The sequence below is a fragment of the Parvibaculum indicum genome, assembly GCF_011762095.1.
Taxonomy (GTDB): Bacteria; Pseudomonadota; Alphaproteobacteria; order Parvibaculales; family Parvibaculaceae; genus Parvibaculum; species Parvibaculum indicum.
Genome location: NZ_JAASQO010000008.1, coordinates 179,814 through 194,560 on the forward strand (window position 1 = coordinate 179,814; position 14,747 = coordinate 194,560).

The 14,747-nt window shown below is 60.4% G+C and carries 11 protein-coding genes; 7 read left to right on the top strand and 4 right to left on the bottom strand.

The window, feature by feature from the left end:
• The first annotated feature begins 17 nt into the window (after nt 1-17).
• Entirely contained in the window at nt 18-1,664 is a 1,647-nt protein-coding gene (gene cimA / locus FHS78_RS11625; protein ID WP_167094398.1) for a citramalate synthase, read from the top strand.
• Nucleotides 1,665-1,671: 7 nt separating this feature from the next.
• Here the strand turns inward: cimA and FHS78_RS11630 are convergent, their stop codons facing one another.
• The 3 genes from FHS78_RS11630 to FHS78_RS11640 are packed head-to-tail and all read right to left on the bottom strand — an operon-like array spanning nt 1,672 to nt 4,081.
• A complete protein-coding gene (locus FHS78_RS11630) occupies nt 1,672-2,682 on the bottom strand; it encodes a hypothetical protein (RefSeq protein ID WP_167094400.1) in 1,011 nt (336 codons plus the stop codon).
• Nucleotides 2,646-3,533: an alpha-1,2-fucosyltransferase gene (locus FHS78_RS11635; protein WP_167094402.1), complete on the bottom strand. Its 888-nt coding sequence runs from the start codon at nt 3,531-3,533 to the stop codon at nt 2,646-2,648. The genes FHS78_RS11630 and FHS78_RS11635 overlap by 37 nt, the downstream gene beginning before the upstream one ends.
• Entirely contained in the window at nt 3,533-4,081 is a 549-nt protein-coding gene (locus FHS78_RS11640) for an LOG family protein (RefSeq protein ID WP_167094404.1), read from the bottom strand. The genes FHS78_RS11635 and FHS78_RS11640 overlap by 1 nt, the downstream gene beginning before the upstream one ends.
• Before the next feature lie 230 nt (nt 4,082-4,311).
• Between FHS78_RS11640 and FHS78_RS11645 the strand changes: the two genes are divergently transcribed.
• The 6 genes from FHS78_RS11645 (at nt 4,312) to FHS78_RS11670 (ending at nt 13,092) form a co-directional block, all read left to right on the top strand.
• Nucleotides 4,312-5,316 carry an Ig-like domain-containing protein gene (locus FHS78_RS11645; RefSeq protein WP_167094406.1) on the top strand — a complete coding sequence of 335 codons (1,005 nt, stop codon included), beginning with the start codon at nt 4,312-4,314 and terminating at the stop codon, nt 5,314-5,316.
• Between the two features lie 138 nt (nt 5,317-5,454).
• Nucleotides 5,455-7,395: an ABCB family ABC transporter ATP-binding protein/permease gene (locus tag FHS78_RS11650; RefSeq protein WP_167094408.1), complete on the top strand. Its 1,941-nt coding sequence runs from the start codon at nt 5,455-5,457 to the stop codon at nt 7,393-7,395.
• 55 nt (nt 7,396-7,450) lie between these two features.
• On the top strand, nt 7,451-8,131 hold the full coding sequence (locus tag FHS78_RS11655) for a phosphatidylserine decarboxylase (RefSeq protein ID WP_167094410.1): 681 nt from the start codon (nt 7,451-7,453) through the stop codon (nt 8,129-8,131).
• 18 nt (nt 8,132-8,149) lie between these two features.
• Nucleotides 8,150-9,004 (top strand): CDP-alcohol phosphatidyltransferase family protein, encoded by an 855-nt coding sequence (locus FHS78_RS11660; protein ID WP_246220459.1) that lies wholly within the window; start codon nt 8,150-8,152, stop codon nt 9,002-9,004.
• A 70-nt stretch (nt 9,005-9,074) separates the two neighbouring features.
• A complete protein-coding gene (locus tag FHS78_RS11665) occupies nt 9,075-11,411 on the top strand; it encodes an MMPL family transporter (protein ID WP_167094412.1) in 2,337 nt (778 codons plus the stop codon).
• Between the two features lie 196 nt (nt 11,412-11,607).
• The gene (locus FHS78_RS11670) at nt 11,608-13,092 is read left to right on the top strand and encodes a class I SAM-dependent methyltransferase (protein ID WP_167094413.1); all 1,485 of its coding nucleotides are present in this window, start codon (nt 11,608-11,610) and stop codon (nt 13,090-13,092) included.
• Here the strand turns inward: FHS78_RS11670 and FHS78_RS11675 are convergent.
• Complete coding sequence (locus tag FHS78_RS11675) at nt 13,066-14,574, bottom strand: sensor histidine kinase (protein WP_167094415.1); 1,509 nt, start codon at nt 14,572-14,574, stop codon at nt 13,066-13,068. The genes FHS78_RS11670 and FHS78_RS11675 overlap by 27 nt on opposite strands.
• Nucleotides 14,575-14,747 lie beyond the last annotated feature (173 nt).

Here is a 14,747-nt window from a genome sequence, read left to right on the forward strand (position 1 = left end):
GAGCGGAAGCGAAAAAGATGAATGCGACGACGAAAGAACGGCTCTACCTCTTCGACACCACGCTGCGCGACGGCGCGCAGACCACGGGCGTGGATTTCTCGGTCGAGGACAAGCGGCTGATTGCGACCCTGCTGGACGAACTTGGGGTCGATTATGTGGAAGGCGGCTATCCGGGCGCCAACCCCACCGATACGGCCTTTTTCGGCGAGAAGCCGGGGTTGAAGCGTGCCATCTTCACCGCGTTCGGCATGACCAAGCGGGCAGGGCGCAGCGCCTCCAACGATCCCGGACTTGCCGCCATCCTCGACTCCAGCGCCGATGCGGTCTGCCTCGTCGCCAAGACCTGGGACTTCCATGTGGAAGTGGCGCTTGGCATCTCGAATGAGGAAAACCTCGATAGTATCCGTGAGAGCGTCGAAGCGATCGCCGCCCGCGATCGCGAGCCGATGATCGATTGCGAGCATTTCTTCGACGGCTACAAGGCCAATCCCGACTATGCGACGGCCTGCGTGAAGACGGCGCTGGATGCCGGTGCGCGTTGGGCGGTGCTGTGCGATACCAATGGCGGTACGCTGCCGTCCGAGGTCGAAGCCATCGTGACCGCGCTTGTCGAGGCTGGTGTGCCGGGGGATCGCCTCGGTATCCACACGCATAACGATACGGAAAACGCGGTGGCCAATTCGCTGGCCGCCGTCCGCGCGGGCGCGCGCCAGATACAAGGCACGCTGAACGGCTTGGGCGAGCGCTGCGGCAATGCGAATATGGTGTCGCTCATCCCGACGCTTCTTCTGAAGCCTGAATTCGCCGACCGTTTCGAAATCGGCGTAACGCTCGACCAGCTGAAACAGATCACCCATGTCTCCCGCACGCTGGACGAAATCCTGAACCGCGCGCCGGACCGTTATGCGCCCTATGTCGGCGAAAGTGCCTTCGCCTCCAAGGCCGGCATCCATGTGTCCGCGCTGCTGAAGGACCCGCGCACCTATGAACATGTGCCGCCGGAATCCGTTGGCAACAAGCGCAAGATCGCCGTTTCCGATCAGGCCGGCCGGTCGAACATCCTGGCGCGTCTGGAAGAGGCGGGCATCGAGGTCGATCCCAAGGACACCAAGATCCAGCGTCTGCTGGACGAGGTGAAGGAACGCGAGTTTCTCGGCTACTCCTATGACGGCGCGGAAGCCTCTTTCGAGCTGCTGGCGCGTCGCATCCTCGGTCAGGTACCGGAGTTCTTCAATGTGGAGTCCTTCCGCGTGATGGTGGAGCGCCGTTACAACGCGGTGGGCGATCTCGTGACCGTCTCGGAAGCCACGGTGAAGATGCATGTGGATGGTGATGTGCTCTTCTCAGCGGGTGAGGGGAATGGCCCGGTCAATGCGCTCGATCAGGCGCTGCGCAAGGATCTGGGCAAGTACCAGCCCTATATCGAAGATCTCCGGCTGGTCGACTTCAAGGTCCGTATCCTGACGAGCGGCACGGAAGCGGTTACCCGCGTCATGATCGAAAGCGTGGATGGGGAAGGCCGCCGCTGGTTCACGGTCGGCGTCTCGCCCAATATCGTCGATGCGTCGTTCCAGGCGCTCAGCGACAGCATCACCTACAAGCTGCTTCGCGACGGTGCGCCTTTGCCGACCCAGCACAACCGCAAGGAGAAAGTGCGGAGCTGAGCTTAGCTTAGCCTGCTGGTGTGCCCCGGGAGCGGACGGCAAGCGCGTCGCGCAATGCTGCGCTGCTGGCTGCCGGGTTCTGGAGTTTTATCCAGTGCGGCAATGGCGGATGCCAGAAATCTTCATAGAGGCAAATCCCGTCATTCAGCAGCGCGGCGACAAAGCTGAGCGAACTTTTTGCCATCAGAAGGATGTCGGATTGTGCGAGATTGTGGACGGTCTCGAAAATGTCCGTATCCAGAAAAAGACGGCATCCGGCTTCCTCATATGCCAGGAAGTCGGCGCGGTCACCTTGCGACCAGACATTCACCGAAACGGCAAGGCCTTGCGCCTGCGCGGCCTCGCGCGCGCTGCGAATGGTCTCCAGAATGGCGTCGTCGCCGGTAAAACGGTTGCTGTGATACGGATGATCGGCGGAAACGTCGCCGCGTCGGACATGGACATTCATGGTGAGTGTGCCGGGGACGTTATAAAGCGTGAGCGCCGATTTATCCGACAGGGCATATTTTCGCCGGACATCGGGAAGCACCGCGGCAATGGCCTCCACATCGGCATCCGTGAAGCCCGTGAAATGTTCCGCTTCCGCGATCAACTCGTGACCGCGCCAGAGCAACGGCGATTTCAGCAAGCGTTTGATAGGCACGCATTCCGCTTCTTGCTCCGCCCTTAGCCGTTTTTCTCCATGACCGAGATTGAAAAAGCTCTCCCATTTTTCCGTCCAGTCGGCTGCGTCCCCCTCTGCATGAGCAATGGAAGTAAACGGGGAGTGGTAATAGGTGAGCCCCGTGGCATGCGCGAGCGCCAGAGCGGAAATGACGGCATGAACCTGCGCCCCGCCGCCATCGTCTTTGCCCCGGCAGGTGATGCCCCTGGGCGAAGTGGCGACGTCATGCTTTACGAGGCGGGCGAAAGCGAGCGACTGCGGCGCGCCGCCGATGCGGGTACGTGCCCATGCCAGAAGAACCGAAGGAGAAAGAACGATCATGGCTGCGCGTGCGCTTCGATGGGGGTCATCCACGGGGCCACGATCCCGACAGGGTATTCAATGCCGACCGTGAAGCCGAGCCACCCTTGCGGCGCGATCACCGGAAGGCTGCGGTTGGAGAAGAAGCCGCCCCACCAACTGAGCGTACTGTTGGAGACCACGCCTCCATCGCACAGTGTCATCAGTCCGAAGTCTTCATAGACGTTTTGTCCGGTGAAGAGGTGCGTATCGGGTTCGGAAAGCATATCCGTCACGGCTTCCGGCTCATCGCTTAGCACGATGAATTGCGTGCCGGGGGCGGTGCTTTCGATTTTTCGTTTCCCTTGCCGGAAATAATCGAGGTGCAGCAGCGGCGACCGGTCGAAGATCCTCCAATGCCGATAGTCTCCGCGGCGCACATGGATGAACGCTTTGGGGCCCTCCGGTAGGCGGGCGAGGAAGTCGGACGCGGGTTTTCGATGTTTCGGCTTGAGCCGAAAGCTCGCATCGGCGGCCAGTTGCGCCGACTGGAAATAGCCCTTGCCGACATACATGTATTTGTCGAGCAACCCGTGGCTGAGCGTGATTTCCGGCCCTCTCAGCCGGAACGAGCCGGTTTCGACGGTGAAGACCTGGCGCCGGTGCTCATAGCCGTCGACGAGCCTCAATGAGACAAGCGTCTGTCCGAGCGATCTGAGCAAGCGCTTGGCGAGACGGGTTTCTTCGCGGTCGGGTGTGTTGCTGACGCGAAAGCGCGGCCAGTCGAAGCCTTCGAGAAAATCCTCCATCCCCCGGCAAATGACGGTATCGCCGTCGGAAAGCACATGATCGAGAAAGGCGGCCTGGAACATCTGGTTCCCGAGCCGGCCGTCTCCGGTGAAGAATGCGGTCCGTCCGCCTCGCATCACAGCTTAGCCTCAATGCGCGGGAGGATATCTTCCACATTGTCCACGACCGAATAGAGCGAGCGGAGATGGTCGTGCGTAAACTTTCGCTCGATGAAGTGATCGAACAGTTGCACCAGCGGATCCCAGAACCCCTGCAGATTGGCCAGAACGATCGGATGGCTGTGCCGCTCAAGCTGTGCCCAGGTCATCATTTCCACCGTTTCCTCCAGCGTGCCGATGCCTCCCGGCAGAGCGACAAAAGCGTCCGACTTTTCGAACATTCTTTGCTTTCGTTCATGCATGGTCGCAGTGACGACCAATTCGCTGACATCGTCGAACCGGATTTCGCGCTGCTGGAGGAATTCGGGGATGATGCCCGTGACATGCCCACCTTCGCGCAAGACTGCGCGCGCGATAACCCCCATAAGCCCGATACCGCCTCCACCATATACCAGTCCCACGCCGGAGCGGGCGAGGATCTGGCCGAACCGGTCTGCGGCTTCTTCAAAGGCCGGCTCATTGCCAATGGAAGAGCCGCAATAGACGCAGACATTGGACAGGCTCATGACAGTCCTCGGGACAGAAAAGCAGGCGTTAACCAAATGAATCTGTGCACGCTCAAGCAGGGCGCTGCAATGCAGAATTCATATTGGTGCCGTAATTGCAAGCTAACGAAATATGTCCGCGTCGTGGGCGCGGAATAGCGGGCGCGCCTCCAATCGGCTAGGGTTCCTACCGGCCTCCATGGAGGCCCGCCGGGGGACGGCTGGGTATCGAATCGAAAAGAGGGTGTCTCATGCGTTTGGGGGTAATAGCGGGCGGCGTGATCCTCGTCGTGCTGCTTCTGGCAGGCGGATACTATTTCTTTGTCTACGAAGGCGCGCCGGAGAAGCCGGGCGAGGCGACGGCGGTGACGGAACCGGCCACGGCCGAGCCGGAGGCGCCCCCATCCGCGGAGGAGGCGCAAGACCCTTCCGTGCCCACCTTCTCGGTCGTGCGCGTCGATAAGGACGGCTCAACGGTCGCGGCGGGGCGTGCTCTGCCGGGGGCGGACGTACAGGTGAAGGCCAATGGTGAAATAGTCGCTATGGCCAAGGCGGATGACAACGGCGAATGGGTCGCCATTCTCGAGCAGCCGCTGAAACCCGGTGATATCGAGATTTCACTGACCGCGCGCAATCCGGATGGCAGTGAAAAGAACTCCATTCAGGTGGTCTCCGTTTCGGTGCCTGACGCGGGCGGCGAGCGGGCGCTGGTCGTCATGAGCGAACCCGGCAAGGCGAGCAAGGTGCTGCAGGGACCCGGCGTGGCATCGGCTTCCGGCGAACTCGTGCTCGAGACCGTGGACTATGACGAGAACGGCAATCTCATCATTTCCGGTCGCGCAAAACCCGGTGCCACCGTGCGCATCTATGCGGGGGCAAACGCGCTGGGGGAGGCGGTATCCGGCGACGATGGACGCTGGGAATTACGCCCCTCGGTGGAGGTCTCTCCGGGCAAATACGCCTTGCGTGTGGACCAGATCGGCGCCGATGGCAACGTATCGGCCCGCGTGGAGGTGCCTTTCCAGCGTAGCCGCCCGGAAGATGTGGTCGCCGCCCTCAAGGCAGGCCAGGTCGTCATCCAGCCCGGCAACAATCTGTGGAGTATCGCCCGCAAGCTCTATGGCTCGGGCTTCCGCTACACGGTGATCTACAAGGCTAACAAAGGGCAGATCAGGGATCCCAACCTGATATATCCCGGCCAGATTTTCGATACGCCGGGCGCAGCGCCTTCCAGCGCAGGCTTGGCTACGCCCTGATCCCCCTTATCCAGGGAACGAATAAGCCCCGAACGGCCCCGTTATACAGGCGGCCGGGCGGGGCAGATTTGTCGGGCGCTTTCGGCGAATCCGCGCTTCAGGCTTGCGTGCGAGGCGGAAAGCAAGGATTGTCACGCCATGTCGCCAAACCCTTCCAGAGTTGCCGATGGCGCCGAAGCGAACCCGGTGACGGGGAAGCCCGGGGGCCATGAGCGGCGCCCCCTGCAGACACTGCTCTCCTTGCTGCCGCGTCTCTGGCCGAAACATCGCCCGGACTTCCGCCTGCGCATCGTTTTAGCCCTGCTGGCCCTCTTCGCCGCCAAGGCCATCACCGTCTATGTGCCGGTGCTCTACAAGATGGCCGTGGACACGCTCTCGCCTGAAGGCACGGCCGCCGTTGCCGTGGCGGTGCCCGTCATGCTGATCGTGGCCTATGGCGTGGGCCGGATCATGATGGTGGCGCTGGCCCAGCTTCGCGACGGTATTTTCGCGCGGGTGGGACAGAATGCCGTGCGCGAGTTGGCGGTGGAGACTTTCCGCCATCTCCATGCGCTCTCATTGCGTTTCCATCTGGAACGGCGCACGGGCGGCCTTTCGCGTGTTATCGAGCGCGGGACCAAGGGCATCGATTTCCTGCTGCGCTTCACGCTCTTCAACATCGTGCCGACCATCGTCGAACTTGCGCTGGTTTGCGGCATTCTCGCCTGGGCGTTCGACATCTGGTTCGCGATCGTGACCGCCATCACCGTCGCGGTGTATATCGTCTTTACATTCGCAGTGACCGAATGGCGAACCCGCTTCCGCCGCCAGATGAACGATCTCGATACGGAAGCGAACACCAAGGCGGTGGACAGCCTTCTCAATTTCGAGACCGTCAAATATTTCGGCAATGAAGAACATGAGGCCAGCCGCTTCGACAAGGCGATGGCCGGTTATGAACGCGCGGCGATAAAGAACACGACCTCGCTCTCGGTATTGAATGCGGGGCAAGCGCTCGTTTTTTCCACCGGCCTCACTGCGCTTATGCTGATGGCCGGGAAGGGCATTGCGAATGGCTCCATGACGGTGGGCGACTTTGTCATGGTGAATGCCTATCTCATCCAGTTGTACCAGCCGCTCAACATGATGGGCATGGTCTATCGCGAAATCAGACAGGCCCTGATCGACATGGAAACCATGTTCGACCTGATGGATGTGTCGCCCGAAATCTCCGACGTCGAGAATGCACCGGACCTTCATGTCGGCGGCGGCGAGATCGTCTTCGACGACGTTCACTTCGCCTATGATCGCGATCGCGAGATTTTACGTGGCGTCTCCTTCCGCGTTCCCGCCGGCGGCACATTGGCCATTGTCGGTCACTCCGGTGCGGGCAAGTCCACCATTTCGCGCATTCTCTACCGCTTCTACGATATTCAGAAAGGCCGTGTACTGATCGATGGTCAGGATATCAGAGAGGTGCGTCAGGATTCGCTGCGCGCGGCCATCGGAATGGTGCCCCAGGATACGGTGCTGTTCAACGATACCATTCGCTACAACATCAGATATGGGCGCCCCGACGCGGCAGCGGAAGAGGTCGAGGCCGCTGCGGCCCATGCGCAGATCGCGGATTTCATCGCGGCGCTGCCCAAGGGGTACGACACTATGGTGGGCGAGCGCGGGCTGAAGCTCTCGGGCGGGGAGAAGCAGCGTGTCGCGATCGCGCGAACCATCCTGAAAAATCCGCCGATCCTTATCCTCGATGAAGCGACCTCTGCGCTGGACACGCATACCGAACGGGAGATTCAGTCCGCGCTCAGGGCCGTTTCGCAGGACCGGACAAGCGTCATCATTGCCCATCGGCTTTCCACCGTTGTCGATGCCGACGAGATTATCGTGCTGGAACGCGGCGAAATCGCCGAAAGAGGGAGCCATGACGACCTGCTGGCGCAGGGCGGCATTTATGCGGCCATGTGGAACCGGCAGGCGGTGGAGGCGGTAGCGCGCGAACAGCTCGTGGAAATGGCGGCCGACCAGCCGGAAGGGGATATCCCGGCGGATGAGGCCGACGAAGAGGGCCGGGAAGAATATAGCCACGCTTAACCCCCTGCCTCTAACGGTCTAGTATGGTGTTTGAAGAGCAGGCCGAAAGGAAAGCATGTCCAGCATCACCTCTGTTTTTGTCCCGATCCATCGCGAGGGGCATAAATTCACGATCATCTTCGCTGCGGTAACAGTGGTTTTGTTCCTGCTTTGGGAGCCGCTGGGCTGGCTGGGGGTGATCCTGACGTTATGGTGCCTCTATTTCTTCCGCGACCCCGACCGCGTGACGCCGACCCGGCAAGGCCTTGTCATCAGTCCGGCGGACGGCGTGGTGAACATGATCACGGAAGCCTCGCCGCCCGAGGAACTGGGGCTGGGCGACATGACACGTACCCGCGTGTCCATTTTCATGAACGTCTTTAACTGCCATGTGAACCGTGCCCCCGTGCCCGGTCGTGTCGAGCGTGTGGCCTATCGGCCCGGGAAATTCGTGGATGCGAGCCTCGACAAGGCCAGCGAGGCGAATGAACGAAACTCCATGGTGATCGAACGCGAGGACGGGGAGAAGGTCGTGGTGGTACAGATCGCCGGGCTTGTCGCGCGGCGTATCGTCTGCGATACGCGTGAAGGCGATATGCTGGCGGCGGGCGAGCGCTATGGCATCATCCGCTTCGGCAGCCGGCTGGATGTATATCTGCCGGACGGCGCCGCGCCGCTGGTCGCCGTGGGGCAAACGGCAATCGCGGGGGAAACGGTCCTGGCCGATCAGCTTCTGGCCGAGCCGCATCATCTTTAGGAAAGGCGCCTGACGGCAATGCCCAACTCCATGCCTCCCTTCGAGCCGGAACCCGGCGCCGGCACCCGGGCCGGCCAGAAGCGCCGCCGCCTCAGGCGGTTCGGCCCTTTGCCCGTGCGCACGCTGATCCCGAATGCGCTCACCATTCTGGCGCTCTGTGCAGGGCTCACCTCGGTCCGCTTCGGCCTTGAGGGCAAGTTCGAGGCGGCGGTCGCCGCGGTCATCATTGCCTCCGTCTTCGATGCGCTGGACGGGCGCATCGCGCGCATGCTGCAGGGCACCAGCAAATTCGGGGCGGAACTGGACTCGCTGACCGACTTCGTGAATTTCGGCGTGGCGCCGGTCGTTCTGCTTTACCTCTGGTCGCTGCAGGATATTGGTGGGCTCGGCTGGATTGCGGTGCTCGGCTATGCCGTCTGCTGCGCTCTGCGGCTCGCCCGCTTCAATGTCGCGCTGGAGGACCCGGACAAGCCGGTCTGGACGGGGAATTATTTCACGGGCGTTCCGGCGCCCGCGGGGGCGGGGCTCGCCATGCTGCCGCTCTATCTCCATTTCATCGGTATCCCCGGTGTGTCCGGCCTTTCGCCCCTTATCGCCCTCTATGTGCTGGGGGTTGCCTTTCTCATGGTGAGCCCGATCCCGACATTCTCAGGCAAGCGGATGGGGTTGCGCATTCGCCGCGACATGGTGCTGCCAATGCTGCTGGCTATCGGCCTGTCGGCGGCGGTCATTCTCAGCTACCCGTGGTACTCCTTCGCGGGACTTTGCTTCATTTACCTTGCCTCCGTCCCGGTCGCCGCGGCCCGCTACCGTCATCACAAGCGCCGTACTGCCCAGATACGCGATGGCGAATTCGACACGCCTATATTGTGAAAGACCGACTTTTCTTTTGCGTATAGCGCATTAGAGTGTCGCTGCCTGCCGCTCGGGTGGAGAGTGAGTCGTGGCGGGCCAGGGGAAATGGGACGGCGGGACCGTTATGTGGCTGCTCGACAAGGTGGTGTTGAGGGCGCCCAAGCTCGTTATGCTTGTGTGCGTAGCGTTTTTCATCTTTGCGGGGGCGGGCGTCCTGCGCTTGTCGGTCTCCTCCGACACGCGGGTGCACTTCAACCCCGACGGCGCACCTATTCACAAGCTTGAGGCGTTTGAGGCCAAATACGGTCAGAACAATACCGTTCTGATGGTCGTATGGGCGGATGGGCGCCAGGTTACCGATCCGGACGTGCTGGCCGGTATCGGGGATCTGACGGATCGTGCCTGGCAGCTTCCTCATTCGACGCGTGTCGAATCCCTCACCAATTTCGCCCGGATCGTTTCCGACCAGGACAGCATCGCCGTGCGCGACCTGGTTCCGGATCCCGCCCATGTCACACCGGAGGAAGCAAGGGAGATAGGGAAGGTCGCGCTTGACGATCCGTTGATCCGCAATCGCCTGATCGGGCCCGAGGGCAAGGCGGCCGGCCTTGTGGTGAGTTTCAACCTGCCGAAAAAGGCGTCGAAGGAAGTCAGGGAAATCATCGCTGCGAGCCGCAAGCTCGCCGCGGATTTCGAGAAGACGCATCCGGGGATGACCGTCCAGCTGACCGGCAACATCATGCTGATGGGGACGTTCTCCGAAGCGGCGATGTCGGATGCCAGGTTCCTCATACCGATCAGCCTTTTCGTTACGGCCGTCGTCATGATGCTGTTCGTAAGAGCGATTGTGCCGAGCCTGGTCATCCTCTCGCTGCTCGGGCTCAGCAGCATGGCGACGATGGGCCTTGCCGGATGGGCGGGGCATGTCGTGAACACCGCTACCGTTGCCGTGCCGATCATTATCATGACCGTCAACATGGCGGCCGCCGTGCGCATCGTGACGACGGCTTTGGGCCGGTTGGGCAAGGGCGATACCAGGATAGAGGCAATTCGGGAAGCGGTGAGGCTCAACTTCAGGGCGGTCTCGCTGACCAACTCCACGACGCTGGTCGGCTTTCTCGCCATGAATTTCGCCGATGCGCCGACATTGCGTCAGGAGGGCAATCTCGTCTCGCTCGGCATCTTGATCGCCTATGTGTTCACCTTCACATGGTTGCCGGCGACGCTCTCGCTGTTGCCGCTCAAACCCGCCGTGCAGCGTTCCGAAAAAATGATGATCAAGCTGGGTCATTTCGTGAACGCTCATTACAAGCCGCTATTCGTCTTCTGCGGCATTGTCGTCGTTGCCTGCGGTACCTGGGTTGCCGATATCCGCCTCGACGACGATTTCGTAAGAAATTTCGACAGTCGCTTCGACTATCGACGGGCGTCCGATTTTGCCGAAGACCATCTGACGGGCCTTAACATCATCGAGTTCGATCTGGCCGCGCCGAAAGCGGCCTCGGGAGAGGGCGGCGTCTACGACCCGGCCTATCAACGCCATGTCGCGGCGTTTGCCGAATGGCTGCGCGCGCAACCCAAAGTGGTGAGCGTCTTCGCCGTCTCCGATCTGACGACACGCATCAACAAGGCGATGAATGCGGGGCGCCCTGGAAATTTTGAGACGATCCCTGACAATCCGGATCTGATTGCGCAGTATTTCCTGCTCTACGAGCTGTCATTGCCATATGGGACGTCGCTCAACGATTTCATTCCGATCGGCCGCGATGCGAGCCGGGTGACCGTCCTGTTGAGAAAGGCGACCTCCAGCGAAATCCGCGGATTGAATTCAGCGGCGGAAAACTGGCTGGATACGAATACGCCGCCTGAAATGCACACTAGAGGCGTTAGCCTCAACGTGCTGTTTGCCAATCTGTCGGGCGTCAATATCCGTTCGATGATCGGCAGCACGATCATTTCCATCGTGATCATTGCTTTCGTCGTGGGGTTTGCGCTGCGCAGCCCCCGCTACGGCGTTTTGAGCATCTTTCTGAATATCCTGCCGTCGCTTGTCGGCTTCGGTATCTGGGGATTGCTGGTCGGGACGATCGGGCTCGCCGCGTCGGTAGTCACCGCAATGACCATCGGTCTCGTCGTGGACGATACGATCTACTTCCTGCTCATGTATCAGGCTGCGCGAAAGAGGGGCTTGAATGCGGAGGAGGCGATCAACGATGTGTTCGCTACCGTTGGCGTGGCGATGCTCGTCATCACCGCTTCGCTCGCGCTTGGATTCGGAACGCTGGTCTTCTCGGGCTTCGAGATCAATCGACCGTTGGGCGGGATGACCGCCATCGTCATCCTCTCCAACCTTTTCATTGATTGGTTAATGCTGCCGCCGCTGATGCGCTTGCTGGACGACAGACGAAACAAATCAACGACATAGACGAGGCGATAAAGGTTAATTTCTTCCGCAGGCTGCAGAATTATGGAATGGAAGAAAAACAGGGTTAACCATAGGTTAATATTTGTAATTGCCCCTAGGTTATGATTCCCTTATTGGGTCAGTTTCCTGGTTCTGACAGTGGGGCGGTTTAGTGATGCGGACCTATGAACAGCTAACGGGCGCAGAGGGGCGGAAAATGTTTTATCGGGCGGAGCGTTTCCGTCCCGATCAGCTTTTTCACGGGGTTATCCCCCAGGTCTTTCTTGAGCGTGAAAAGACATATCTGAAAAATCTCAGCATGACGGGGATTGCCGTGCAATCTCCGACGACGGATAGCTGGCAGGGCCGGATCGGCTCGGAAGCCGCTTTCGAGCTGCGCGTGGGCGATGATTGCCTCTATGAGGGCAACGGCACCATTCGCCGCGTCGAACCCGAGGGCAGCCGGACGACCGTCGCCCTGGAATTCAAGACCGGATATCTCGATATCCAGAAGATCGTCACCGAGCATGACGATTTGCTTCTCACGCAAAAACTGGCGGATCCGGCTTTCGGCACGGCCGACGGCATCCTGCCGGAGTTTCAGCAACTTTCGACGGAGATCGTCAACCTCTTCCGTTCCTACAAGGAGCTTCTCGAGGAGTTCGAGGAACATCTCACGGCGACCGGCCGCGAGCGTGAAGAGCGTATGCTGAAAGCTCTTGCCGAATGCGAAGAGCGGATCGTTCCTCAGTGGAAAGAGCTTTGGTATCGCGGCAGCGATATTCTCGAACCCGTCTGGTCGGACCCCCGCGTTCTGGCGCGGCACAAGCGGTTCGCGGAACGCGTTCTCACGCCGGACTTCATGCCCGGCCCGGTGATGCGGCGGTGCTACGAAAAGCCGTTCGGATATCCCGGCGATTTCATCATCATGAACTACGTTTATGAGTGGCAGCGGAAAGGAAAGCGCGCGGGCGATACGCTTTACGAAATGCTGCTTCACCGCATCGGCGTGGAGACGGGCGGCTGTGTGGGGACGCGCCTCAGCATGACGCAGAAACTTATCGGCGAACGCGTCGCGGAGACCGCGAAGACGGCGGGCGACAAACCCATGCATATCGCCAATCTGGGCTGCGGATCTGCCTATGAGATGTATGACTATCTCTCGATCGAGCACCTGCCGCGCCCGGTCAATGTCACCCTGATCGACCAGGACGACAAGGCGTTGAGCCATGCCTATGAGAATGCCTATCCCGAGGTCGTGCGCCATCGCGGCCGTGCGAAGGTTCAGTGCCTCAACGCGTCGTTCGCGCAGCTTCTGAAAGCCGGCGCGCTCTTCAAGACGCTCCAGCCGCAGGACATGATCTATAGCCTCGGCCTGTACGATTACCTGTCCCAGCGCCGTGCGAAAGCGCTTACCCGGGACCTCTACGAGCAGCTCGCCCCGGGCGGCCGTCTGATCCTGGCCAATGTCCGGAAGGGACGCGAATCCTGCGAATGGCCGTTGGAGTTCGTGACCGACTGGAGCCTGATCTACCGCACGGAGGAAGACATGATGGGCCTCATCGAGGGCCTGGATGTCGCCGATGTGTCGATTTCCATCGACGAAACCATGTGCGTCTATCTGCTGGTCGTGGACAAGCCCGCCGACAGTGCCGCGTCCGTGGACGATAAGGAGCTAGCCGGCGCGCCAGCGCATCTCTGAGCTGGATCCGGGTTCGACGAACCGGCTTCTGGGGAAGGTTGCCGTCACCACGGTGCCTTCCCCGACCGTGCTGACCAGGTCGACGCTGCCGCCATGCAGCGCCATGATCTTGCGGACAAGCGGCAGGCCCAGGCCCGTGCCCTGATGGCTGCGCGACATGGCGCCTTCCACCTGAACGAAAGGCTCGAACACGCGGCGGATATCCGACGCGCTGATGCCGATCCCCGTATCGGCCACCGTCAGGGAGAGATCGCCAACGGCGTCGATCCCGAGTTCGACCTTCACGGTTCCGCTTTCCGGCGTGAATTTGAGAGCATTCGAGGTGAGGTTGATCACCACTTGCTTGAACAGCCGCGGGTCGGCGATCAGCCAGGGAATTTCATCGCGCACCCGGAAGCTGAGATTGACGCCGATTTCGCTCGCACGATGGCGGAACATGCGCATGGTCCGGTTGAGCGTTTCCACCGGGTCGATCGGTTCTTCGGCCAGTTCCAGCTTGCCGGACTCTGCTTTCGAGATATCCAGAATGTCGTTGATGATGCTCAGCAGATGCGTACCGCTGCTGCGGATGTCGGCGGCATAATCCGCATATTTCTGTTGGCCGACCGGACCGAACATCTGGTTCGTGATGATCTCCGAAAAGCCGATGATCGCGTTAAGCGGCGTTCTGAGCTCGTGGCTCATGATGGCGAGAAAGTCGTTCTTCGCTCGGTTGGCGGATTCGGAGCGTTCCAGCAGGACTTCCGAGCGCGTCTGCTCGATGCGCAGAAGTTCGTGTTCCACGAAGTTGCGCCGAAGGTGATGCTCCTGCACATAGTTCACGAAGATGCTGGTGCCGATCCCGAACATCAGGAAGGCATTGTTGTTGATGAAGACCGTCGTCGGCATCGGGTTGATGAAAAGCACCACGAACTCATAGGCGACAAAGGTAAGGCCGGTCATGAGCGCTGAATAATAGTAGTGCATTCGCCAGAGAGAGTTGACGTAGCTCAGAATGATCAGCACACCCGCGTAGTAGAAGAAAGACCCCGGCGGGGCTGCGAGAGCGATCATGCCGACAACGGCAAGACCTGGAATGACCATCGCCAGCGCCAGGACGATCTGGTGGCGATAGTTGAAGCCCGGAATATAGGAGATCGCCACCAGGCCCAGAAGCAGCGGGCAGGCGATGGCGAAACGAATGGTCCACGCCTCATAGGTGATGTCGGGAATGACAAAGGGGTCGAGCAGGGCATAAAGAGCGAAAATCACCGCGCCCATTACGATGGAGAGGCGAATGAGACCGATCTGGTCGGCGAAATTCGCGGCGCTGTATTTGTGCTCCATCTCCGGATCGCGGAAATGAAGCGACAAAAGGTCGAGCGAAAAGTCGCGGTCGCGAGAGGGTAGGCCAGACTCATCCTCCGAGCCGGAACGCGTAGTGGCGTCGCCCGCTCCGTCAAGAAAGCTCCCTGAATCGGCTTGGTGGTGAGCTTTTGCCATGTTCCCGATCGTTAGACGACACCCGACAGAATAAGCAGCCACCATAGTTTCAAACTGATAACACTTGGTTAAGTGACCATTTTTGCTTGTCTTTTTTCAATGTGGCGAATTCGGTTGCGGCTCCGTCGACGATGCGGTGTGGCGTGCCTTGCGCGTTGTGTCGCTGCCGTCAC

Bases quoted from the DNA above. Each gene is read 5' to 3' on its own strand.
- cimA (WP_167094398.1), top strand. From the start codon at position 18: ATGAATGCGACGACGAAAGAACGGCTCTACCTCTTCGACACCACGCTG.
- FHS78_RS11635 (WP_167094402.1), bottom strand. From the start codon at position 3,533: ATGCGAGGCGGACGGACCGCATTCTTCACCGGAGACGGCCGGCTCGGG.
- FHS78_RS11640 (WP_167094404.1), bottom strand. From the start codon at position 4,081: ATGAGCCTGTCCAATGTCTGCGTCTATTGCGGCTCTTCCATTGGCAAT.
- FHS78_RS11645 (WP_167094406.1), top strand. From the start codon at position 4,312: ATGCGTTTGGGGGTAATAGCGGGCGGCGTGATCCTCGTCGTGCTGCTT.
- FHS78_RS11650 (WP_167094408.1), top strand. From the start codon at position 5,455: ATGTCGCCAAACCCTTCCAGAGTTGCCGATGGCGCCGAAGCGAACCCG.
- FHS78_RS11655 (WP_167094410.1), top strand. From the start codon at position 7,451: ATGTCCAGCATCACCTCTGTTTTTGTCCCGATCCATCGCGAGGGGCAT.
- FHS78_RS11660 (WP_246220459.1), top strand. From the start codon at position 8,150: ATGCCCAACTCCATGCCTCCCTTCGAGCCGGAACCCGGCGCCGGCACC.
- FHS78_RS11670 (WP_167094413.1), top strand. From the start codon at position 11,608: ATGTTTTATCGGGCGGAGCGTTTCCGTCCCGATCAGCTTTTTCACGGG.
- FHS78_RS11675 (WP_167094415.1), bottom strand. From the start codon at position 14,574: ATGGCAAAAGCTCACCACCAAGCCGATTCAGGGAGCTTTCTTGACGGA.